Source organism: Pseudomonas putida, assembly GCF_030159595.1.
GTDB lineage: Bacteria > Pseudomonadota > Gammaproteobacteria > Pseudomonadales > Pseudomonadaceae > Aquipseudomonas > Aquipseudomonas putida_AC.
Genome location: NZ_BSKJ01000003.1, coordinates 402643 through 423627 on the forward strand (window position 1 = coordinate 402643; position 20985 = coordinate 423627).

The 20985-nt window shown below is 64.3% G+C and carries 16 protein-coding genes and 1 pseudogene; 13 read left to right on the forward strand and 4 right to left on the reverse strand.

Annotated elements, in window-relative coordinates:
* Positions 1 to 9: 9 nt before the first annotated feature.
* Both msuE and mrdA read right to left on the reverse strand, forming a co-directional pair.
* A complete protein-coding gene (gene msuE / locus QQL85_RS09320; RefSeq protein WP_016711107.1) occupies positions 10 to 570 on the reverse strand; it encodes an FMN reductase in 561 nt (186 codons plus the stop codon).
* A 332-nt stretch (positions 571 to 902) separates the two neighbouring features.
* A complete protein-coding gene (mrdA, locus tag QQL85_RS09325; protein WP_284355667.1) occupies positions 903 to 2798 on the reverse strand; it encodes a penicillin-binding protein 2 in 1896 nt (631 codons plus the stop codon).
* Between the two features lie 57 nt (positions 2799 to 2855).
* Here mrdA and QQL85_RS09330 point away from each other — a divergent pair, with 57 nt between their 5' ends.
* The gene (locus QQL85_RS09330) at positions 2856 to 2984 is read left to right on the forward strand and encodes a hypothetical protein (protein ID WP_284355666.1); all 129 of its coding nucleotides are present in this window, start codon (positions 2856 to 2858) and stop codon (positions 2982 to 2984) included.
* A 244-nt stretch (positions 2985 to 3228) separates the two neighbouring features.
* On the opposite strand, the pseudogene QQL85_RS09335 reads toward QQL85_RS09330, so the two are convergent.
* Positions 3229 to 3540: pseudogene (locus tag QQL85_RS09335) on the reverse strand (type VI secretion system baseplate subunit TssG); the annotation flags it as partial.
* A 431-nt stretch (positions 3541 to 3971) separates the two neighbouring features.
* On the opposite strand from QQL85_RS09335, the gene QQL85_RS09340 reads away from it, so the two are divergent.
* Genes QQL85_RS09340 through QQL85_RS09350 form a run of 3 tightly spaced genes read left to right on the forward strand, consistent with a single transcriptional unit; the run spans position 3972 to position 8135 of the window.
* Positions 3972 to 4640 (forward strand): ABC transporter ATP-binding protein, encoded by a 669-nt coding sequence (locus tag QQL85_RS09340; protein ID WP_284355665.1) that lies wholly within the window; start codon positions 3972 to 3974, stop codon positions 4638 to 4640.
* Positions 4637 to 7090 carry an ABC transporter permease gene (locus QQL85_RS09345; protein WP_284355664.1) on the forward strand — a complete coding sequence of 818 codons (2454 nt, stop codon included), beginning with the start codon at positions 4637 to 4639 and terminating at the stop codon, positions 7088 to 7090. Before QQL85_RS09340 ends, QQL85_RS09345 begins: the two co-directional genes overlap by 4 nt.
* On the forward strand, positions 7080 to 8135 hold the full coding sequence (locus QQL85_RS09350) for a lipocalin-like domain-containing protein (protein WP_284355663.1): 1056 nt from the start codon (positions 7080 to 7082) through the stop codon (positions 8133 to 8135). The genes QQL85_RS09345 and QQL85_RS09350 overlap by 11 nt, the downstream gene beginning before the upstream one ends.
* Positions 8136 to 8179: 44 nt before the next feature.
* On the opposite strand, the gene QQL85_RS09355 is transcribed toward QQL85_RS09350, so the two are convergent.
* Entirely contained in the window at positions 8180 to 8926 is a 747-nt protein-coding gene (locus tag QQL85_RS09355; protein ID WP_284355662.1) for an enoyl-CoA hydratase, read from the reverse strand.
* Between the two features lie 99 nt (positions 8927 to 9025).
* On the opposite strand from QQL85_RS09355, the gene QQL85_RS09360 reads away from it, so the two are divergent.
* From QQL85_RS09360 to QQL85_RS09400, 9 genes are all read left to right on the forward strand, one after another.
* Positions 9026 to 9670 (forward strand): TetR family transcriptional regulator C-terminal domain-containing protein, encoded by a 645-nt coding sequence (locus QQL85_RS09360; protein WP_284355661.1) that lies wholly within the window; start codon positions 9026 to 9028, stop codon positions 9668 to 9670.
* A gap of 73 nt (positions 9671 to 9743) precedes the next feature.
* Positions 9744 to 10460, forward strand: coding sequence for a response regulator (locus QQL85_RS09365; RefSeq protein ID WP_284355660.1), 717 nt, complete (start codon positions 9744 to 9746; stop codon positions 10458 to 10460).
* The gene (locus tag QQL85_RS09370) at positions 10457 to 11233 is read left to right on the forward strand and encodes a substrate-binding periplasmic protein (RefSeq protein WP_284355659.1); all 777 of its coding nucleotides are present in this window, start codon (positions 10457 to 10459) and stop codon (positions 11231 to 11233) included. The genes QQL85_RS09365 and QQL85_RS09370 overlap by 4 nt, the downstream gene beginning before the upstream one ends.
* Positions 11230 to 13482, forward strand: coding sequence for an ATP-binding protein (locus QQL85_RS09375; RefSeq protein ID WP_284355658.1), 2253 nt, complete (start codon positions 11230 to 11232; stop codon positions 13480 to 13482). The genes QQL85_RS09370 and QQL85_RS09375 overlap by 4 nt, the downstream gene beginning before the upstream one ends.
* Positions 13483 to 13678: 196 nt before the next feature.
* Positions 13679 to 15085 (forward strand): amino acid permease, encoded by a 1407-nt coding sequence (locus QQL85_RS09380; protein ID WP_284355657.1) that lies wholly within the window; start codon positions 13679 to 13681, stop codon positions 15083 to 15085.
* A gap of 164 nt (positions 15086 to 15249) precedes the next feature.
* Positions 15250 to 16044 (forward strand): enoyl-CoA hydratase/isomerase family protein, encoded by a 795-nt coding sequence (locus QQL85_RS09385; RefSeq protein WP_284355656.1) that lies wholly within the window; start codon positions 15250 to 15252, stop codon positions 16042 to 16044.
* Between the two features lie 32 nt (positions 16045 to 16076).
* Positions 16077 to 17237, forward strand: a complete 1161-nt coding sequence (locus tag QQL85_RS09390) for an acyl-CoA dehydrogenase family protein (RefSeq protein ID WP_284355655.1) — start codon at positions 16077 to 16079, stop codon at positions 17235 to 17237.
* Between the two features lie 18 nt (positions 17238 to 17255).
* Entirely contained in the window at positions 17256 to 19373 is a 2118-nt protein-coding gene (locus QQL85_RS09395) for an acetate--CoA ligase family protein (RefSeq protein ID WP_284355654.1), read from the forward strand.
* Positions 19366 to 20973 carry a 5-guanidino-2-oxopentanoate decarboxylase gene (locus tag QQL85_RS09400; protein WP_284355653.1) on the forward strand — a complete coding sequence of 536 codons (1608 nt, stop codon included), beginning with the start codon at positions 19366 to 19368 and terminating at the stop codon, positions 20971 to 20973. The genes QQL85_RS09395 and QQL85_RS09400 overlap by 8 nt, the downstream gene beginning before the upstream one ends.
* Positions 20974 to 20985: the final 12 nt, after the last annotated feature.

Genomic DNA, 20985 nt, shown 5'->3' on the forward strand with positions numbered 1-20985 from the left:
GGCCGCTCCTCAGGCGCTTTTACGCAGTGCGTGGTGGGCGCCGAACAGCGGCACGGCACGTTCGGCGGCCAGGCGGATACGGGCGGCGAGGGCATCGCTGGAAACACGGTAGTCGGCCAACTCTGCCTGGCTGGCGAACACGCCGATGGGCAGGGTAAGGGCCTGCAGGAAGCTGAACAGCGGGCGCAACTGGTGGTCGAGCACCAGCGCATGGCGTTCGCTGCCGCCGGTGGCGGCGAGTAATACCGGGGTGTCGACCAGGGCGTCCTGGCCGATCAGGTCGAACAGGTGCTTGAAGTGGCCGGTAAAGCTGCCGCGGTACACGGGGGTGGTCACCACCAGCAGGTCGGCCTTTTCCACCAGGCGCAGTTGCTGTTCGACGGTGTCGGGCAGTTCGCTGCGCCACAGGGCGCTACCCAGCGGGCGGGCGATGTCGCCCAGTTCGATCAAGTGCGGCTTGATGTGCAGGTGCTCGGCCAGTTCGGCGAGGATCGCCTCGGTCAGGGCGAGGGTGCGCGAAGGGCGGGAAGTGCCGCCGGACAGGGCTACGACGTTCAGTGGGGTGCTCATGGGCAGGTCTCCGGTTCTGGTTGAGCGGGACTTTGCTTGAGCAATCGTCGTGCCGGGTTGTAATATTCTTATAAATCAACAAGTTAGCATTTTCGCAAAGGTGCGATGCTGTTGCCGGATGGGCGTTTCGTGTTGATTGGGTGTTGCGCTGCAAACAGTTGGCCAGGTGTTGGCGGCTGTGCAGTGGGGAGAGTTATAGAGGATTACTTACCGGTTAAAAAAGAATAAGAATTTATATTCTTATTCCATTATCTTTATCGGCACCCGTTTGTCCGGGTTGGCCTGGTGTGTTCGGCTTGTGTCGCGATGGGGCGCGAAGCGGCCCCGAACGCTCAAATGTGTGGCACGTTCCGGCCACTTGCACCGCCCGCATACTCAGGCTTCAGGTGCCCCTGTTCATCCAGCAGGTAGGCATCCATCACCTCTCGCACCACCGGCCCCGCCACCCGGCCCCCAGCCTCGCCGTTCTCGATCATCACCGCCACCACCACACTCGGGTGGTCGGCCGGTGCAAAGCCGACAAACAGGGCATTGTCACGGTGTCGCTCCAGGGTCTTGTTGCGGTTGTAGCGCTCACCTTGCTTGATCGCCACCACCTGCGCGGTTCCGCTCTTGCCGGCAATCCGGTACTGCGCACCCGCCGCCGCCGCACGGGCGATGCCGCGCGGGTCGTGCATGACCATCTGCATACCTTGGCTGACCTGGTCCCAGGCATGTTTGTCGTGCAGCACGATGTTGGGCATCGGGTTGGGGTCGACCGGCGCGTCGCCGCCCACGGTCATGGCCAGGTGCGGGCGGTGCCACACGCCTTTGCTTGCCAGCAGACTGGTGGCCTGGGCCAGTTGCAGCGGGGTGACCTGCATGTAGCCCTGGCCGATGCCCAGAATCAGCGTTTCACCCGGGAACCAGGCCTGGCGCCGGGTGGCGCGCTTCCACTCGGCCGACGGCATCAGCCCGGACGCTTCCTCGAACATGTCCAGCGACACCTTCTGGCCCAGGCCAAATTCAGCCATGTAGTCATGCAGGCGGTCGATGCCCAGCTTGTGCGCCAGGTCGTAGAAGTAGGTGTCGTTGGAACGCATGATGGCGGTGTACATGTCCACCCAGCCGTCACCGCTGCGGTTCCAGTTACGGTACTTGTGGTCGTAGTTGGGCAGCTCGTAGTAGCCCGGGTCGAACACCCGGCTGCCTGGGGTGATCACGCCACTGTCGAGGCCGGCAATGGCCACTTCCGGTTTTACTGTCGAGCCTGGGGCATACAGGCCGCGCAGCACGCGGTTGAACAGCGGGCGGTCGATGGAATCTCGTAGCTCGGCGTACTGCTTGAAGCTGATGCCTTTGACGAACAGGTTGGGGTCGAAGCTGGGGTTGCTGACCATGGCCAGCACGTCGCCATTGGCCGGGTCCAGTACCACCACCGAGCCACGGCGGTCGCCCAGCGCTTTTTCTGCGGCCACCTGCAAGTGGGCGTCCAGGGTCAGGACGATGTCCTGCCCCGGGGTCGGGTCCTTGTGGTTGAGCACGCGCATCACCCGGCCTTGTGCGTTGGTCTCGACCTCTTCGTAGCCCACATGGCCATGGAGCTGGCTTTCGTAGAAGTGTTCGATACCGGTCTTGCCGATCGACTGGGTGCCACGGTACTCGGTGCTGTCGAGGACCTTGGCCTCTTTCTCGTTGATGCGCCCCACATAGCCCACCGAGTGGGCGAAATGCTCGGCAAGGGGATATTCGCGGATGAACTGCGGTTCCACCTCCAGGCCCGGCAGGCGGAACTGGTTCACCGCCACCAGAGCGATCTGCTCCTCGCTCAGGCCCACCATCAGGGTCACCGGCTCGAATGGCTTGCGGCCACGGCGCAGGTCCTTGTCGAACTGCTTGCGGTCGTCTTCGCTCAGGCCCAGCACTTGGGTCAGGGTATCGAGCACCTTGGCCGAGTCACCGCCGGCCCGCTCGCGGGTCATGGTCAGGTCGAAGCTGGGTTTGTTGTCGGCCAGCACCACGCCGTTGCGGTCGTAGATCAGCCCGCGTTCAGGGGCGATGGGCAGCACATGCACACGGTTGTTTTCCGACACGGCGGTCTGCTGGTCGTGCTGCAGCACCTGCAAGACATACAGACGCCCCACCAGCACGGCGACCAGGCTGAAGACCAGGATGGCGCAGGCCAGGAGCCGGCGATTGACCAGGTGCTTTTCCTTTTCGTGGTCCTTGAGGGGGATGGGTTGTGGCATCAGTAGCTCTTTGTGCAGGTATCGCAGTGGCTTTGCGGGCGCGCGATCGGGCCGGGGATGCTACGCAACCCCTACCGCACCCTCAAGGCGAGCGGCGACTGGCAGTGGGTGGGTAATGGCTGCTCGCCGCGTAATCAGGGCGCTGGCGGGGAACATGAAGATTTGTTCATGGCGGCGGTGTCATGAACGGTCAGGCATGGATTTTTTGCGCTCTCATGGATCCATAATTGAAGTAGTGTTCGGTAAACGAACGAAAATTGAATATGATAGTAAATGTGTAACCACTTGATAAAAAATGAAAAAATTAAAAATACCCCGAAATCTGTTCTTGGTTCTGAACGATTTTTCTGCGAGGCTCAAGCATCGATTGTTGTTTATGGATCCATTATCTGGTTGATTAGCGCCTGACAACGGCCGGAGCCCTCCTGCCGTAGCGGTATTTGCGCCAGCCCTGATGCAGCAGGGTATGCAGGCGATGGTTGAAGAAGTTGAAGTACGCCGGGCGCAAGCCGATGCCATGGGCATTTTCGTAGGCGATTTCGTCGAGGTAGTAGGTGGGCAGCGGCGAGTCGGTGCCATGCAGGCCGAGGAAGCTGGCCTCGATACGGTAGCGATCACTTCCCAGGCGATCAGCGCGCAGCACGTCGGCGACAGGGAAGGACAGGCGAGGGGACACTTCCAGGCGCAATCGGCGGCGCGTCTCGCGAGAAGGTGGCCGCTGCTCCAGGTCATCACCATGCAGTTAGTACAGTAATTCAAGCAGTTGAAAATAGTTGTACTGGTGGGCGCCCTTCAAAACAGTATCGACCTTGCCCGTCGCATGCTGCTTGTCTGAGTCTTCCATGGCTGAACCTCTTGCCGGGACAACGAAGTAAAGGTTGATCCTAGACCAATGGTTTTGTTTCAGGTCATTGATTTCATGTCAAAAAGTTAGTGTCTATAAATCAAGTAATAATCTGTAGGAAGTTTCCTTTATTGTTTTTTGGCGATTAAAAATGTTGTTTATTGTCGGCGTCGATGAGTTTGGCGTTGATAGCGGTTTTTGGGGCTGTTGGTCTGAGCGCCACCTATCAAGGCAGCGGGTTATCTGTCGCGAGAGCTGGACGAGTGTTCGGGTGTATTTCCTCGAACCTGCTATTCCTGAAAGGACACCCAACCCACCAAGGCCCGTCGATGCTCGCCATCGAACAGCTCCACAAATCATTCCCCACCCCCCAAGGCCTGCTCCCCGTCCTGCAGGGCGTCGACCTGCGCCTGGCACGCGGCAGCAGCCTGGCGCTGATGGGTGAGTCGGGCAGCGGCAAGAGCACGTTGCTGCACCTGATTGCCGGCCTGGACCGTGCCGACAGCGGCCGCATCCTGATCGACGATGTCCCGCTCGACAGCCGTTCGGAGGCGTCGCTGGCGCAGTGGCGACGGGAGGGGATTGGCCTGGTGTTCCAGCAGTACAACCTGATCAGCAGCCTGGACGTGGCGGCAAACCTCGCCTTTCAGGCCAGGCTGGCCGGCAGGCATGACCCGCAGTGGGTGGCTTACCTGGCAGAGCGGTTGGGCCTGGCTGGGTTGCTGGCGCGCTACCCTGAGCAGTTGTCTGGTGGCCAGCAGCAACGGGTCGCCATCGGCCGCGCCCTGGCTGGGCGCCCGGCATGGCTGTTGGCCGACGAGCCCACCGGCAGCCTTGACGAAGCCAGCAGCGATGAGGTGCTGGGCTTGTTGCTGCAATTGGTCGCCGAGGCCGGCGGCGGTGTGCTGATGGTGACCCACAGCCCCCGGTTGGCGGCACGCTTGCAGCGGCGTTGCCAGCTGCAGGCCGGTCGCGTTCAGCCAGCGCTGGGGGGATGAGGCTTTTGTCGCTGGCCCTGTTGGCGTTGCTCAGCCATTGGCGGCGCCATCGTGTTCAGTTTTTCAGCCTCTTCACCGGGCTGTGGCTGGCAACGGCGCTATGGACGGGCGTGCAGGCGCTGAACAGTCAGGCGCGCAGCGACTATGCTCGGGCCAGTGCCGTGCTGGCCGGGCCGCTGCAGGTGCAGTTAGTGCCGCGCCAGGGTGAGCGCTTCGACCAAGGGCTTTACCTGCAGTTGCGCAAGCAGGGGTGGCCAGTGACGCCGGTGCTGGAAGGGCGCTTGCGTTTGCCTGGGGAGCCCGCGCGCAGCGTACGCCTGCTAGGCATCGACCCCTTGAGCCTGCTGCCGGCCAGCAGCATTGCCGGTGTGCAGCCGCAAGCATTCGACGTGCAGGCGTTTATCGGCACCCCTGGGCAAGCGTGGGTCGGGCCAGACACCTTGCGGCAACTGGGCGCAGAGCTTGGGGCTTCAGTGCGCGACAGCGAAGGGCGACTGCTCCCGCCCATGCGCCTGCAGCCGGCACTGGCGCCTGGGGTGATCGTGGTCGATATCGGCCATGCCCAGCGATTGCTGCACGCACCTGGGCAGTTGTCGCGATTGCTGGTGGCCGGCAAGCCAGGACCGCTGCCTGCTGATATCGCGGTTTACCTCGAACTGCAGCCTCAACAGGACGACGGCGGGTTGCAGCGGCTGACCGAGAGCTTTCACCTCAACCTGACCGCCCTCGGCCTGCTGGCGTTCGTCGTCGGCCTGTTTATCGCCCATGCCGCAATCGGTCTGGCGCTGGAACAGCGGCGTGGTTTGATCCGCAATCTGCGCGCCTGTGGTGTCAGTTTGAACACCCTGCTGTGTGCCTTGATGCTGGAACTGGGCCTGTTCGCCGTCCTGGGCGGGCTGGCCGGCGTGGCTAGCGGGTATGTGCTGGCCGCGTGGTTGCTGCCCGATGTGGCCGCCAGTTTGCGCGGCCTGTATGGCGCCCAGGTTGCCGGTACCCTGAGCCTGCCCGCGTGGTGGTGGCTGGTGGGGGTGCTTGTGAGTGTACTGGGGGCATTGCTGGCAGGGCTGGGCAGCGTGTTGCGTGCAGCCCGGTTGCCGTTGCTGGCGCTGGCGCAGCCTCAGGCCTGGCAGTTGGCGCAGGGGCCATGGTTGAGGCGCCAGGCCTGCGCAGCAGGCGTTTTGTTGCTGCTGGCCTTGGGTTGTGGTGTGCTGGGTACCAGCCTGGCCAGCGCGTTTGCCATGCTGGCTGGGCTGTTGCTGGCGGCGGCGCTGTTGTTGCCGGCCTTGCTCGACCGGGTGCTGGCCTTGCTGACCCGGTACTGCCTGCGACCCTTGGCGCAATGGTTCGTCGCCGATTGCCGTCAGCAACTGCCGGCCCTGAGCCTGGCGCTGATGGCACTGTTGCTGGCGCTGGCTGCCAGTGTCGGTGTGGGCAGCATGACCGAGGGCTTTCGCAAGACCTTTGTCGGCTGGCTGGACCTGCGCCTGTCTGCCGACCTGTATGTCACCCCTCGGGATACCGCCCAAGGCCTGGAGATCGCACAATGGCTAGGGCAGCAATCAGCAACCCGCGTGGTCCTGCCCGGCTGGCGTGTGGAAACGCAGTTGCAGGGCTGGCCGGTGCAGTTTCAGGGCATTGTCGATCATCCGGTCTACCTCAAGCGTTGGCCGTTGCTACAGCAGCAGCCTCACGCTTGGGAAGCGCTGGCCAGCGGGCATGCCGTGATGCTCAGTGAACAGCTGGCCAGGCGTCTGAAGCTGCGACTGGGCGACCGTCTGGCGCTGCCTTCAGAGGCGATGACGGTGGTGGGGATCTATGCCGATTACGGCAACCCCAAGGGCCATGTGCTGGTCAATGTCGGTTGGTTACGCAGGCAATGGCCACAGGCAACGCTGACCGGATTGAGCGTTGATCTGCCCACCGAACAGGTGCCTGTCATCAAGGCCGCGTTGCAACAGCACTTCGCCCTGGACGACAGCCGCGTGGTCGAGCAGGCACGCCTGAAACGCTGGTCCACCGAGGTGTTCAACCGTACCTTTGCCGCCACCGCTGCGCTCAACGGCCTCACGCTTGGCGTGGCCGGCGTGGCGCTGTTCATCAACCTGCTGACGTTGGGCCAAACGCGGCTGAGCCAGCTGGCACCCCTGTGGGCGCTGGGTGTACAGCGCAGGCAATTGGTGTGGCTGAGTTTGGGGCAGACACTGATGCTGAGCACCTTCACGGTACTGCTGGCAATCCCATTGGGGGTGTTGTTGGCCTGGTGCCTGGTGGCGGTCGTCAACGTGCAAGCGTTCGGCTGGCGCCTGCCACTCTACGTCTTCCCTGTGCAGCTGTTGCAACTGGCCGCGCTGGGGGTGCTCACCAGCCTGCTGGCCAGTGCCTGGCCGCTGTGGCAATTGGCGCGCCGCCAACCCCGCGAACTGTTGAGGCCGTTTGCCGATGAAGCGTAACGCGTGGCTGTTGCTGTACTGCCTGCTATGCGCTTGTGACCCGCCGGCGCCGCAAGGCTATGCCGGGCTTGGGCAGCAGGCGGACGGGTTCAGCCAGGTGGCGCGCGCGCATCGACTGGAATTCCCGCGTGACCACGGCCCACACGATGGCTTTCGCATCGAATGGTGGTATGTCACCGCCAACCTCAATGACACCCAAGGGCGCGACTGGGGCGCGCAGTGGACGCTGTTCCGCTCGGCCCTGCGCCCCGGCCCTGAAACCACCGACTGGAACAGCCCCAACCTGTGGATGGGGCACGCGGCCCTGACCGGTCCGGGCGGTCACCAGTCTGGCGAAACCCTGGCGCGCGGTGGTATCGGCCAGGCCGGTGTGCAGGCCCAGCCATTCCGGGCGTGGATCAATGATTGGTCGTTGCAGGGCAGTGGGGGTATCGAAAGCCTGCAAATGGCTGCCGGTGGCGAAGGTTTTCGCTACGACTTGCGTTTGCGCAGTGATCGGCCCTTGGTGCTGCACGGCGATCAGGGTTACAGCGAGAAATCTGGCAAGGGGCAGGCCTCTTACTATTACAGCCAGCCGTTTTACCGTGTGCACGGGGAAGTGGAACGTGATGGGATGTGTATCGCCGTCACCGGCCAGGCCTGGCTGGACCGGGAATGGAGCAGTCAGCCGCTGACGGCCGGGCAAACGGGGTGGGACTGGTTTTCCCTGCACCTGGACAGCGGTGCCAAGCTGATGCTGTTCCAGGTGCGTCAGGTTAAGGGCGAGGCGTATCGCGCCGGCACTTGGGTTGGCCCGCAAGGTGAAGTGGTAGCGCTGCAAGGCGCGCAGGTCCAACTACAGGCCCTGGCATGGGCCGAGCAGAAGAATGGCAAGCAGGTACCGACCCGATGGAGGGTGCAGGTGCCGGGGCATGGGGTTGATGTGCAGGTTGATGCAGTGGAGCCGCAGGCCTGGATGGATACCCGGTTCCCGTATTGGGAAGGGCCGGTGCGCATGAGCGGGAGTGCAGGTGGGCGCGGGTATCTGGAGATGACGGGGTATTGACCCGCCATGTCCTGGGCATCACGCGCGCCAAAAGCCGCGTCATTTCAATCCTTGATCAGCCCTCGCAGCACGGCCCGTGCTTCTTCGGTGCGCAAGCATTCGATGAACAGCCGGCTTTCCCGCGCCACTGTTTCCTCCAGCGCCGCCCGCTGGCTGTCCTTGATCAGCCGCTTGCTGATGCGCAGCGCCGCCTGGGGGTAGCTTTGCAGTTGCCGCGCCAGCTTGCGCGCTGCGGCCAGGCACTGTTCGCCATCTTCATGCAGCTCATTGGCCAGCCCCCAGGCCACCGCCTGTTCGCCATCCAGCGACGCGTTGCCCAGCAGCAGGCGGGCTGCCCGGGCCTGGCCAAGCATACGCGGCAGCAGCAGGCTGGAACCAAACTCCGGGCACACACCCAAGGGTGCGAAAGGCATGCGCAGCTTGGTCGAACGGCTGACCAGCACCTGGTCGCAGTGCAGCAGCAAGGTGGCGCCGATGCCGATGGCGGCGCCACTGACTGCCGCGATCAGCGGCTTGTCCAGGCCCATGACCACCCGCATCAGGCGGAACACCGGGCTGTCCAGGTCAGTGGGCGGGTTGTCGAGAAAGTCGTGCAGGTCGTTGCCAGCGGTGAAACAGTGCGGACTACCGGTAATGATGATGGCATCGACGCCGGGGTCTTCGCCCGCCGCCAGCAGCAAGTCGCCCAGTTGCTGGTACATGGCCGTGTTCAGGGCATTGAGCTTGTCGGGGCGGTTGAAGGCCAGGGTCAGCAGGCCTTGGTCCAGCTCGCGGGTGATCAGGTCGTTCATGGCAGCCGCTTTTGTTGTTGTGGGCAGGGGCAAGGGTTTATCACGCGCTCCGGCTTGTTGTACAGTCGTTCAGTCCAGCCCCTGAACCGAGAGCCGCCGATGACCCAGGAAGCCCGCTACCACCGCATGCTGCCGGAATTGCGCAAAGCCAACCTGGTCGAAGCGACCCTGGTGTGCCTCAAGCGCCATGGCTTCCAGGGGGCTTCGATCCGCAAGATCTCGGCCGAGGCCGGTGTCTCGGTAGGGCTGATCAGCCACCACTACGCCGGCAAGGACGAACTGGTGGCCGAAGCCTATCTGGCCGTTACCGGGCGGGTGATGGGCCTGTTGCGCGAAGCCATGGCGCAGGCCGCGCCTAATGCTCGCGAGCGGTTGTCGGCGTTTTTCCGCGCGTCGTTCTGCGCAGAGTTGCTCGACCCGCAACTGCTCGACGCCTGGCTGGCGTTCTGGGGGGCCGTGAAGACGGCCGATGCAATCAACCAGGTGCATGACCATTCCTATGGCGAGTACCGCAAGGAACTGAGCCAGCTGCTGGCCGAGTTGGCAGGGGAGGAGGGTTGGCAGGGCTTCGATGCCGACCTTGCAGCCATTAGCCTCAGTGCCTTGCTCGACGGCCTTTGGCTGGAATCCGGGCTCAACCCCGGCACCTTCACCCCCGAGCAGGGCGTGATCATCTGCGAGGCCTGGGTCGATGGCCTGCAGGCCGGCGGTCGGCGCCGTTTCAGCCTGCCCGAGGGCTGTTGATCGCCTGTTCAGTAACGAGTACGCTGCTGGCGCGAGTGTGTAGAACAACACCAATAAAAAGAGACAACACGCAATGACGCCTCGGGTATTGATCGTCGATGACGATCCGCTTATTCGTGACTTGCTGCAGGCCTATCTGTCCCAGGAAGGCTATGACGTGCACTGCGCCGACACGGCAGAAATGGCCGAAGCCCTGCTTGGCAGTCAGCCTGTCGACCTGGTGCTGCTGGACATCCGCCTGCCGGGCAAGGACGGCCTTACCCTGACCCGCGAGCTGCGGGTGCGCTCGGAGGTAGGCATCATCCTCATCACCGGCCGCAACGACGACATCGACCGCATCGTCGGCCTGGAATGCGGCGCCGACGACTATGTGATCAAACCGCTCAATCCGCGTGAGCTGGTGTCCCGCGCCAAAAACCTGATCCGCCGCGTACGCCATGCCCGCGAGCAGCCCCCGGCACCGGTCTGCGCGCAGTCGTTGAAGCAGTTTGCCGGCTGGTCACTGGATATCGACCGCCGCCGTCTGATCGACGCCGGCGGCGGGCAAACCTTGCTGACCCACGGTGAGTTCCAGTTGCTCAGTGTGTTCTTGCGCAACAGCGGCCATACCCTGAGTCGCGATCAGCTGATGGACCAGATACGCAACCGCGAATGGGTGCCCAACGACCGCTCCATCGACGTGCTGGTCGGCCGCCTGCGGCGCAAGCTGCACGACGACCCGGCCGAGCCGCAGCTGATCATCACCATTCACGGCACCGGCTACCTGTTCACGGCCAGCGTGGCGGCATGACCCGCCGCGCCTGGGGGATGGCGCTGGCGTTGCTCAGCGTGCAGGCCGGCGCGGCACAGACGGTGCGCTATTGCGACTACCCGGTATACCCGCCCATTTCCTGGAGCGATGGCCACCAGGTGCGCGGCCTTGCGCCGATGGTGGTACGCGAGTTGTTCGCCCGCATGGGCTACGACGTGCAGACCGTTGTGCTGGGCAACTGGAAGCGCTGCCTGATGGATGCCGCCGCCGGGCGGGTGGACGTGGTGCTGGCCTACAACAGCGACCAGCGTGATCAGCGCATGCGTTTTTCCCTGGAGCCGGTAGTGCGCGAAGAAGTGGCCGTGTTCTACAACCGCAAGCGGCCGGTGCAGTTCCAGCAGTTGGAGGACCTGGCCGGTTACCGCGGCGGCTTGTTGTACGGCGAAAGCTACGGCGCCGAATTCGACCGCTTCGTCGCCCGCTACCAGAACATCGAGCGGGTGTCGTCCAGCCAGCAGAACTTCGGCAAGCTGATCCGCGGTCGCATCGACTATGTGATCCAGGAGCGGCGCACTGGGCAGCTGTTCATCGAGCACCTGCCCGGGGCGCAGGACATCCGCGTATTGCCCCGCGCACTGAGCGTGGACTACTTGCGCGTTGCCGTGTCGCGGCAATCACCCTTGAACCAGCACATGGACGAAATCGACGCGCAACTGCGGCGCATGAACGAGGCTGGCGAGATCGCGCGCTGGCTGGAGCAGAGCGAGGTCACCTACCGCGACATGATCAACCTGCCGGCAAATGCCCGATGATTCGCCTGCACACCGATGGCCTGCTGCGCCGCCTGATGCGGTTCATCCTGCTGTTCAGCCTGTGCTTTACCGTACTGGCCAGTAGCGTGCAGCTGTATTTTGAATACCGGCGCGAGATGCGCGACATCGAGGCGCGCATGGCGTTGATCCGCGCCGGCTACCTGGCCAGCCTGGAGCGCAGCCTGTGGGATTTGGACGAGGCGCAGCTGGATACCCAATTGCGCGGCCTGGTGGACTTTTCCGACGTAGCCCGGGTGCGCCTGGTCAGCGACGATTTTCAACGGCTGCGAGGGGAGGCCGCCCCCAAAGGGCCGCTGCGCATCGAGCGCTTCCCCCTGGATTATCAGCCCCCCTCGGGGCCAGCCCGGCACCTGGGTGAGCTGGAAGTCAGTATCGATCTGGGGGCTGTGCACCGTCGGCTGTACGCCACGGGCCTTGCCAGCCTGCTGTGGATGGGCGTGTTCCTGTGTGGCCTGGCGGTGGCGCTGTCGGGGCTGTTCTATCGCCTGGTCACCCGCCACCTGCAAGTGATGGCCGAGTTCGCCCGGCGTATTGGCGCCGGCCAATGGCAGGAGCCGTTGCGTCTGGACCGCCGCCGTTCATCGCGCCCTGACGAAATCGACACGGTGGCCAATGCCCTGGACGACATGCGCCGTGCCATCCTCAGCGACATCGAACGCCGCGAGCGCGACCGCCTGGCGTTGCAAGACAAGCGCGACGAACTGCAGGCCATGGTCGAGCGACGTACAGCCAGCCTGGCCCGGGCCAAGGATGATGCGGAGGCCGCCAACCTGGCCAAGTCGCGCTTCCTGGCGACCATGAGCCACGAGCTGCGCACCCCGCTCAACGGCATCCTGGGCATGGCCGAGCTGCTACGCGGTGGCCGGCTGGAAGCGGCCGACCGTCAGCGCCTGGAAGCCTTGTACAAGGCCGGCGAGGGGCTGCTGGCGATTCTCAACGAAGTGCTGTATTTCGCCCGGCTCGAAGAAGGTGAGAGCCGCGCCGAGCGGGTCGGTTTTTCGCTGCGCCAACTGTGCCAGGAAGTGCTGGTGCTGCTCGAACCCATGGCCGTGGACAATGGCGACACACTGCATCTGGAGATTGATGAGCAATTGGCCGAGTACCAGCACGGTGCCGAGCAGTACCTGCGCCAGGTGCTCAGTAACCTGCTGGCCAATGCCATCAAATTCACCGAGCACGGCCAGGTGCGGCTGAGGGTGCAGGTGTTGGCCAGCGCTGCGACCACGCAGCGTCTACGGCTGTCGGTCAGTGACAATGGCATCGGCATCGAGCCAGCCGTACAGGCAAAAATCTTCGATCGCTTCGTCCAGGCCAGCGAGGCCGTGGCACGCCGCTACGGCGGCACCGGTCTGGGCCTGGCGATCTGCAAGCACCTGGTGGAAAAGCTGGGAGGCTGCATTGGCCTGGACAGTGAGCAAGGGCAGGGCAGCTGCTTCTGGTTCGAACTCGACATTGCCCCTGGACAGCCGGTTTCGGCCAATACCCCGGCTCAGTCGATCAGCGCCAGCCTGGATATTCTGGTGGTCGAGGACGTCGCGCTGAACCGCGAAGTGGCGGGCGGCTTGCTGGTGCGTGATGGCCACCAGGTGAGCTTTGCCGAGGATGCCGGGCAGGCCCTGCAACTGTGCGCACAGCGGCGCTTCGACCTGATCCTGCTCGACGTTCATCTGCCCGGCATGAGCGGGGTGGAACTGTGTCGGCAGATTCGCGCCACGCCCGGGCCGAACCACCACAGCCGGATAGTGGCGCTGACCGCAGGCGTGCAACCGGGGCAAGTGTCGGGTTACCTGGATGCCGGCATGCAGGGTGTGCTGGCCAAGCCACTGCGGCTGGCCTGCCTGCGCCAGGCGCTGGCCGACGCAACGCCGACCGAAGAGGCCGGTATGGACGCGAACATGGACTGGTCGCTGCTGGCCACCCACCGCTCCCTGCTGGGCGAGCAGAAGCTGCAAGGCCTGCTGAACGTGTTGCGCCAGTCTCTGGAGCAGCACGCCACGGCGTTGGCCGAGGCGCTGCCGGCCCGGGACTTCACCGAAGTGCTCCACCTGGCCCATCGCCTGGCCGGCAGTTGCGATTCCCTGGGTTTTTCTGGCCTGGCTGCGCTGTTGCGACGCCTGGAAGACGCAGCCCGCCAGCATGACGAGCAGGCGCTGAGCGCACTCGCCGAACCATTGGCAAGCCAGCTCGGCAAGGCCCGTGCGACCCTGAAACAGTTGATCCAGCGCTGACGTACAAAAAGCTTACGACTTTTTACATCTTCGATCCGTTCGTACAACGGCACCTTACATCCGTTTCCAATAATCCATGGCAACCGTGTTGCACGCGGTCCATGAGGCTTATTGGAGACAAGAATAATGACATGCCCTAGCACTCAGCCCCTTCCTCGCACTACCCCGCGCACCTGCCGCACTGGCGAGGTGCGCCATGACTGACACCCATGAAAAAATCCAGCTCACCCGCGCACTGAAAAGCCGGCACATCTTCATGCTGTCGCTGGGCGGGGTGATCGGCACCGGCCTGTTCATGGGCTCGGGCGTGACCATCAACCAGGGCGGGCCGGTGGGCGCGATCCTGGCCTACCTGGTGGCCGGCCTGCTGATGTACCTGGTGATGGTCTGCCTGGGCGAACTGTCGGTGCAGATGCCGGTGTCCGGCTCGTTTCAGGCCCATGCCACGAAGTTCATCGGCCCGGCCACCGGCTTCATGATCGGCTGGGTGTACTGGATGAGCTGGGCCACTACTGTGGGCCTGGAGTTCACCGCCGCCGGCATGCTGATGACCCGTTGGTTCCCCGAGGTACCGATCTGGTACTGGTCGGCATTGTTCGTGGTCGTGCTGTTTGGTCTCAACGCTCTGACCACCCGCGCGTTTGGCGAGGCTGAGTACTGGTTCTCGGGCATCAAGGTGGCGACCATCGTTGGCTTCATCATCATCGGCCTGCTGGTGATCTTCGGCGCCATTCCGCTGAGCAGCGGGGCGCCGGCGCCGATGCTGGACAACCTGGTGGGCGAGTCGCTGTTCCCCCACGGGCTGTCGGCGGTGTTTGCGGTGATGATGACCGTGGTCTATGCGTTCCAGGGTTGTGAAATCATGGGCGTGGCGGCCGGTGAAACCGAGCACCCGGAAAAGAGCATTCCGCGGGCTGTACGCAACGTGGTGTTCCGCGTGCTGATTTTCTATGTGCTGGCGATAGCCGTGCTGTCGGCCATTGTGCCGTTCGAGCAGGCCGGCCTGATGGAAAGCCCGTTCGTGCAGGTGTTCGACATGGTCGGCATCCCCTTTGCTGCCGATGTGATGAACTTCGTCATCCTCACCGCCATCCTTTCGGTGGGCAACTCCGGGCTGTATGCCTCCACGCGCATTCTCTGGGCGATGTCCAAGAGCGGCATGGCGCCGAAAAGCCTGGCGCCGCTGAGCAAGCGTGGCGTACCGCTGCGGGCACTGAGCATCACCCTGTGCTTTGCCTTGGTATCGCTGATGACCAGCTTCATTGCCGCCGACACCCTGTTCATGGTGCTGATGGCGGTGAGCGGCATGTCCGGCACCGTGACCTGGATCGTCATCGCCCTGGCGCAGTACCGCTTCCGCAAGGCCTACCTGCGTGAAGGTGGGCAACTGCACGACCTGAAGTACAGGGCGCCGCTGTACCCACTGGTGCCGCTGCTGTGCATCACCCTGTGCAGCTCGCTGTTCGTGTTCCTGGCGCTGGATGAAACCCAGCGGCCGTCGCTGTATTGGGGCTTTGGCTTTATTGCCCTGTGCTACGCGGCGTACTTCTTCGTCAACCGCCGTCGCCAAGGTGCTTTCGAGCCAAGCGCGCCCGGCGTATGAGCCGACAGGCCATGCAGCGCACCCCCTGTAATTACGGGGGGTGTGTAACACCAAGAACCGAGTTGTGCGAAGTTGTAACAGCCCATCCCGCCTTGCTGAACACTCGTTTAGTATCTCCCTCGTCAAGCCCTCTCAAAACCATCACAACAACACCGAGGCCCCCCATGACCACCCCGTCGTCGTCACTGTTGAGCAAGGTCGAAGCCGGCGTTGCCTGGATCACCCTCAACCGCCCAGAGCAACGCAACGCGCTGGACATCCCCACCCTCAAGCAACTGCACGCCTTGCTCGACAGCCACAACGGTGACCCGGCCGTGCGCGTGGTGGTGCTCACCGGCAGCGGCCGCAGCTTCTGCGCTGGCGCCGACCTGGCCGAATGGGCTGCCGCCGAAGCCGCTGGCACCCTGGAAAGCTACGGCTGGACCGAAACCGCCCACGCCCTGATGTTGCGCCTGCACAGCCTCGACAAGCCCACCATCGCCGCCATCAACGGTACCGCCGTGGGCGGTGGCATGGACCTCAGCCTGTGCTGTGACCTGCGTATCGCCGCTGCTTCTGCGCGTTTCAAGGCCGGCTACACCAGCATGGGCTACAGCCCCGATGCCGGGGCCAGCTGGCACCTGCCGCGGCTGATTGGGCGCGAGCAGGCCAAGCGCCTGTTGTTCCTCGATGAGCTGTGGGGCGCAGAGCGCGCCCTGTCAGCCGGGCTGGTCAGCGAAGTGTGCGCCGACGAGCAACTGCCCGCCGTTGCGGCCGAGTTGGCCGGGCGCCTGGCCAATGGCCCGACGTTCGCCTACGCGCAGACCAAGCAGCTGATCCGCGACGGCGCCCACCGCACCCTGGCCGAGCAGCTGGAAGCCGAGCGCCAGGCCGGCCTGCTGTGCGGTCGTAGCCAGGACGGCGTCGAGGCGCTGCAAGCCTCGGTGGAACGCCGCGCCCCTCGTTTTACCGGCCAGTAACCCGATACCGACCCTGACCAGGACTTTCGCAGATGAATTTCCAACTGACCCAAGAACAAGAAATGTTGGTGGAAGCGGTACGCAGCTTTGTTGCCAAGGAGCTGCTGCCTCATGAGGAAGCGGTGGACCGCGCCGATGCCGTGTCCCCGGAGCTGGCCGCGCAGATCCGGGGCAAGGCCATCGCCGCCGGCTTCTACGCCTTCAACATGCCCGAGGAAGTGGGTGGCGGCGGCCTGGACTACCTGTCCCAGGCGCTGATCGAACGGGAGCTGTCCAAGGTGTCCTGGGCGCTGCATGTATTCGTTGCACGCCCGTCGAAAATCCTCATGGCCTGCAAGGACGAGCAGATCAACGACTACCTGCTGCCGTGCGTTCAAGGCGAGAAAACCGACTGCTTCGCCCTGACCGAACCGGGCGCCGGCTCCGATGCCAACGCCATCAAGACCCGCGCCGTGCGCCAGGGCGACGACTTTGTCATCAATGGCAGCAAGCACTTCATCAGCCACGCTGGCCACGCCGATTTCGCCATCGTCTTTGCCGTCACCGACACCTACGAGCACAACGGGCGCAAGCGCAATGCGGTCACGGCCTTCCTGGTGGACCGTGGCACGATGGGCATGACCATCCGCCGTGGTCCGAAGTGCGTAAGCAACCGGGGTTACCACACTTACGAACTGTTCTTCGACGATTGCCGGGTGCCGGCCAGCAAGGTGCTGGGCGAGGTCGGTAAAGGCTGGGAAGTAGCCAATGCCTGGCTCACTGCCGGCCGGGTGATGGTCGCCGCCAACTGCGTGGGCCAGGCCCAGCGCGCCCTCGACCTGTCGCTGCAATGGGCCGCTGACCGCAAGCAGTTCGGCCAGGCTATCGGCAGCTACCAGGGCGTGTCGTTCAAGCTGGCCGACATGGCCACGCAGATCCGCGCCGCCGAAATGCTCACCCTGCACACCGCCTGGAAGATGGACCAGGGGAGCATGACCGACGGTGAGGCTGGCATGGCCAAGTTGTTCGCCAGTGAAGTGTTGGGCAAGGTCGCTGATGAGGCCGTGCAGATTTTCGGTGGCATGGGCCTGATGGATGAAGGGCCGGTCGAGCGTATCTGGCGTAACGCGCGCATCGAGCGCATCTGGGAAGGCACTTCGGAAATCCAGCGGCACATCATCGCCCGCGAACTGCTGCGCCCGCTGCTGCGCTGACCGGCCTGGAGAAAGCACATGTCGCAAACGATTCGTGAGAACCTCAAGCGCCTGCTGGCGCCACGGCACCTGGCCTTCGTTGGCGGGCGTAGCATGGCGCGGGCGCTCAAGCGCTGCGCCGAAGGGGGCTTTGGCGGCGAGCTGTGGCTGGTCAATCCGCAGCACGAAAGCCTGGAAGGCATCCCGTGCGTGGCGCGGGTGGCTGACTTGCCCTGTGCCCCGGACGCGGTGTTCATCGCCACCAACCGCGAGCTCACCTTGCAGTGTGTGGCCGAGTTGGCCGCACGCGGGGCCGGTGGCGCCATCTGCTATGCCTCGGGCTTTGCCGAATGTGGCGAGGAGGGCCACCAGTTGCAGCAGTGCCTGCTTGACGCTGCCGGCGACATGGCCTTGCTCGGCCCCAACTGCTACGGCCTGCTCGATTACCTGCACAGCGCCGCGCTATGGCCGGTGGCCCATGGTGGTCAGCGGGTGGAGAAGGGCGTGGCGATCCTTACTCAGAGTGGCAACTTCGCCTACAACCTGTCCATGAGCGACCGCTCGCTGCCGGTGGCCTACATGGCCTCGGTTGGTAACCAGGCGCAATTGGGCATGGCCGAGCTGATGGACGTGTTGCTCGACGACCCACGGGTGACGGCCATCGGCCTGCACCTGGAAGGCCTGAAGAATGTGCCGGGCTTCGCCCGCGCGGCCTTCAAGGCGCTGCAGCAGGGTACGCCGATCATTGCCCTGAAGACGGGCGTGTCGCAGATCGGCGCTGAACTGGCGCTCAGCCACACCAGTTCGTTGTCCGGCTCAGATGCCCTGTACGACAGTTTGTTCCAGCGCCTGGGCGTGATTCGTGTCAGTGGCCCGGTCAGTTTTGTCGAAACCCTCAAAGCCGCTGCCTGTGGACACTTGCCGGTCGATGGCGAGCTGATCGCGCTGGCCTGTTCGGGCGGTGATGCCGGCCTGATTGCCGACTATGCCGAGCGCAACCAGTTGAGCCTGCCAACACTTGAGAAAGAACAGGTGACGGCACTGGCCAGCGTGCTGCCAGCCTATGCCAACCTGGTCAACCCGCTGGATTTCACCACGGCCATCTGGGGCGATGAAGCCGCGCTGCAACGCATGCTCGATAACACGCTGAACGGGGCGGCCGACGCCGCCATGCTGGTACTGGATTACCCGGCGGCATTTACCGGCGAACGCAAGGAGTGCGACCTGTTGTTGGGGCTGTACTGCGATGCGCTGGAGCGTCACGGCAAGATTGGTTTCGTCACCTCGGCCTTTCCGGAGTTGCTGCCTGCCAGCGCGCGAGAGCGCCTGCATGCGCGTGGCATCGCGGCCTTGCAGGGTGTCGAGGACGGCCTGGCGGCCTGGGGTCGCATCGTCGCCTATCAGCGCAACCGCCAGCGTCTGCTGGACCAGGGCGAGGCCGCACGGCTACCGTTGTGCCCGCAAGCGCTTACGGGTGAAAGCCGGTTGCTGGACGAATGGCAATCCAAGCAAGCCCTGCGCGCTTTCGGCCTGGCGGTGCCGGCCGGGGTGCTAAGCACGCCCGAGCGCGCCGTGGCAGATGCCGCCTGTGTGGGTTACCCGCTGGTACTGAAGGCCGTCAGCACGCAGTTGCCGCACAAGACCGAAGCGGGCGCGGTGGCGCTGAACCTGCGCGATGCATCTGCGCTGGAAACCGCACTGATGCAGATGCGTCAGTGCATCGCTGCCTACGCTCCGCAGGTAGCGTTCGACCAGATACTGCTCGAACCCATGGCCGAGCCACCGCTGGCCGAGCTGATCGTCGGTATCAAGCGCGAGCACGACTTCGCCCTGGCCCTGGTGATTGGCGCCGGTGGCGTGCTGGTGGAATTGCTCAAGGATAGCGTAAGCCTGTTGCTGCCCACCACCGACAGCGCCATCCGTGCTGCATTGCTGAGCCTGCGTAGTGCCAGTGTGCTGCAAGGCTTCCGTGGTCGACCGGCCGCCGACCTTGATGCCGTGGTCGCCGCCATCCGCGCGGTGGCCGACTACGCCTGCGAAAACGCGGGGCAATTGCTGGAGCTGGATGTGAACCCGTTGATGGTCGGTGCCCACGGCACCACTGCGGTCGATGCGCTGATCCGCCTCGGCCAGGCGCAAGGAGAACGACATGAATGAGCTTACCCTGACTGCCGGCCAGGCACTGGTGCGGCTGTTGGCCAACTACGGCGTGGAGACCGTGTTCGGCATCCCGGGTGTGCACACCCTTGAGCTGTACAGGGGCCTGCCGGGCAGTGGTATCCGCCATGTGCTGACCCGTCACGAGCAAGGTGCCGGTTTCATGGCTGACGGCTATGCGCGGGTCAGCGGCAAGCCGGGGGTGTGCTTTGTCATCACCGGCCCGGGGGTGACCAACGCCGCCACCGCCATCGGCCAGGCCTATGCCGATTCCGTCCCGATGCTGGTGATATCCAGCGTCAACCACACCGCCAGCCTGGGCAAAGGCTGGGGGTGCCTGCACGAAACCCAGGACCAGCGCGCCATGACCGCCCCGATCACTGCGTTTTCTGCCGTGGCCCTGCGCGGCGAAGACCTGCCCGAGCTGATCGCCCGCGCCTGGGCCGTGTTCGACAGTGAACGGCCGCGCCCGGTGCACATTTCGGTACCGCTGGACGTGCTTGCCGCACCTGTCTCCCGCGATTGGAGCGCTGAGGTGGTGCGCCGCCCAGGAAGGGGCCAGCCGTGCCGCGAAACCCTCGACCAGGCCGCCCTGAAGCTGGCAGCGGCCAAGCGGCCGATGATCATCGCCGGTGGGGGGGCGCTGCATGCGGCCGAGCAACTGACGCAGTTGAGCGCCCGGCTGGCGGCACCGGTGTTCACCAGCGTGGCCGGCAAGGGCCTGCTGCCACCCGAAGCGCCACTGAATGCTGGGGCGAGCCTGTGCGTGGAGCCAGGCTGGCAGTTGATCAACCAGGCCGATGTAGTGCTGGCCGTGGGCACCGAAATGGCCGACACCGACTGCTGGCGCGAGCGCCTGCCGATCACGGGCGAGTTGTTGCGCGTGGACATCGACCCACGCAAGTTCAACGACGTCTACCCCTGTGCCATTGCCCTGCACGGGGATGCCCGGCAAACCCTGGCCGGCTTGCTCGATCACTTGCCACAACTCGACCGCGATCCGGCCCAGGCCAGTGAAGCGGTGGCCAACCTACGCCTGGCCATCCGCAACGGGCATGCGCCCTTGCAGGCCACGCACCAGGCCATTCTTGACCGCATTGCCGCCGTGCTGCCCGACGACGCGTTCATCAGCAGCGACATGACCCAGCTGGCCTACACCGGCAACTACGCCTTCGCCAGCCGGGCGCCGCGTAGCTGGCTGCATCCCACCGGCTACGGCACCCTCGGCTACGGCCTGCCGGCCGGCATCGGCGGCATGCTCGCCACTGATCATCGCCCAGGCCTGGTGCTGGTGGGTGACGGCGGTTTTCTTTATACCTCCCAGGAACTGGCCACTGCGGTCGAAGAACTGGACCGCCCGCTGGTCGTGCTGCTGTGGAACAATGACGCGCTCGGCCAGATCCGTGACGACATGCTCGGCCTGGACATCGAACCGGTCGGCGTACTGCCGCGTAACCCGGACTTCATCGGCTTGGCCCGCGCCTTTGGTTGCGCAGTGCGCCAGCCGCGTGACCTGGACGCGCTGCAGGCCGACCTGGCCAGTGGCTTCGCCACCTCCGGCGTGACCTTTATCGAACTCAAACACACCTGCGTCTGTTAAGCCGCGCACACC

Excerpts from the sequence above, each read along its gene's own strand:
- QQL85_RS09375 (WP_284355658.1), top strand. The coding sequence starts at position 11,230 with ATGATTCGCCTGCACACCGATGGCCTGCTGCGCCGCCTGATGCGGTTC.
- QQL85_RS09370 (WP_284355659.1), top strand. The coding sequence starts at position 10,457 with ATGACCCGCCGCGCCTGGGGGATGGCGCTGGCGTTGCTCAGCGTGCAG.
- QQL85_RS09380 (WP_284355657.1), top strand. The coding sequence starts at position 13,679 with ATGACTGACACCCATGAAAAAATCCAGCTCACCCGCGCACTGAAAAGC.
- QQL85_RS09355 (WP_284355662.1), bottom strand. The coding sequence starts at position 8,926 with ATGAACGACCTGATCACCCGCGAGCTGGACCAAGGCCTGCTGACCCTG.
- msuE (WP_016711107.1), bottom strand. The coding sequence starts at position 570 with ATGAGCACCCCACTGAACGTCGTAGCCCTGTCCGGCGGCACTTCCCGC.
- QQL85_RS09350 (WP_284355663.1), top strand. The coding sequence starts at position 7,080 with ATGAAGCGTAACGCGTGGCTGTTGCTGTACTGCCTGCTATGCGCTTGT.
- QQL85_RS09330 (WP_284355666.1), top strand. The coding sequence starts at position 2,856 with ATGCTACGCAACCCCTACCGCACCCTCAAGGCGAGCGGCGACTGGCAG.
- QQL85_RS09400 (WP_284355653.1), top strand. The coding sequence starts at position 19,366 with ATGAATGAGCTTACCCTGACTGCCGGCCAGGCACTGGTGCGGCTGTTG.
- QQL85_RS09395 (WP_284355654.1), top strand. The coding sequence starts at position 17,256 with ATGTCGCAAACGATTCGTGAGAACCTCAAGCGCCTGCTGGCGCCACGG.
- QQL85_RS09340 (WP_284355665.1), top strand. The coding sequence starts at position 3,972 with ATGCTCGCCATCGAACAGCTCCACAAATCATTCCCCACCCCCCAAGGC.
- QQL85_RS09360 (WP_284355661.1), top strand. The coding sequence starts at position 9,026 with ATGACCCAGGAAGCCCGCTACCACCGCATGCTGCCGGAATTGCGCAAA.
- QQL85_RS09385 (WP_284355656.1), top strand. The coding sequence starts at position 15,250 with ATGACCACCCCGTCGTCGTCACTGTTGAGCAAGGTCGAAGCCGGCGTT.
- mrdA (WP_284355667.1), bottom strand. The coding sequence starts at position 2,798 with ATGCCACAACCCATCCCCCTCAAGGACCACGAAAAGGAAAAGCACCTG.
- QQL85_RS09390 (WP_284355655.1), top strand. The coding sequence starts at position 16,077 with ATGAATTTCCAACTGACCCAAGAACAAGAAATGTTGGTGGAAGCGGTA.
- QQL85_RS09345 (WP_284355664.1), top strand. The coding sequence starts at position 4,637 with ATGAGGCTTTTGTCGCTGGCCCTGTTGGCGTTGCTCAGCCATTGGCGG.
- QQL85_RS09365 (WP_284355660.1), top strand. The coding sequence starts at position 9,744 with ATGACGCCTCGGGTATTGATCGTCGATGACGATCCGCTTATTCGTGAC.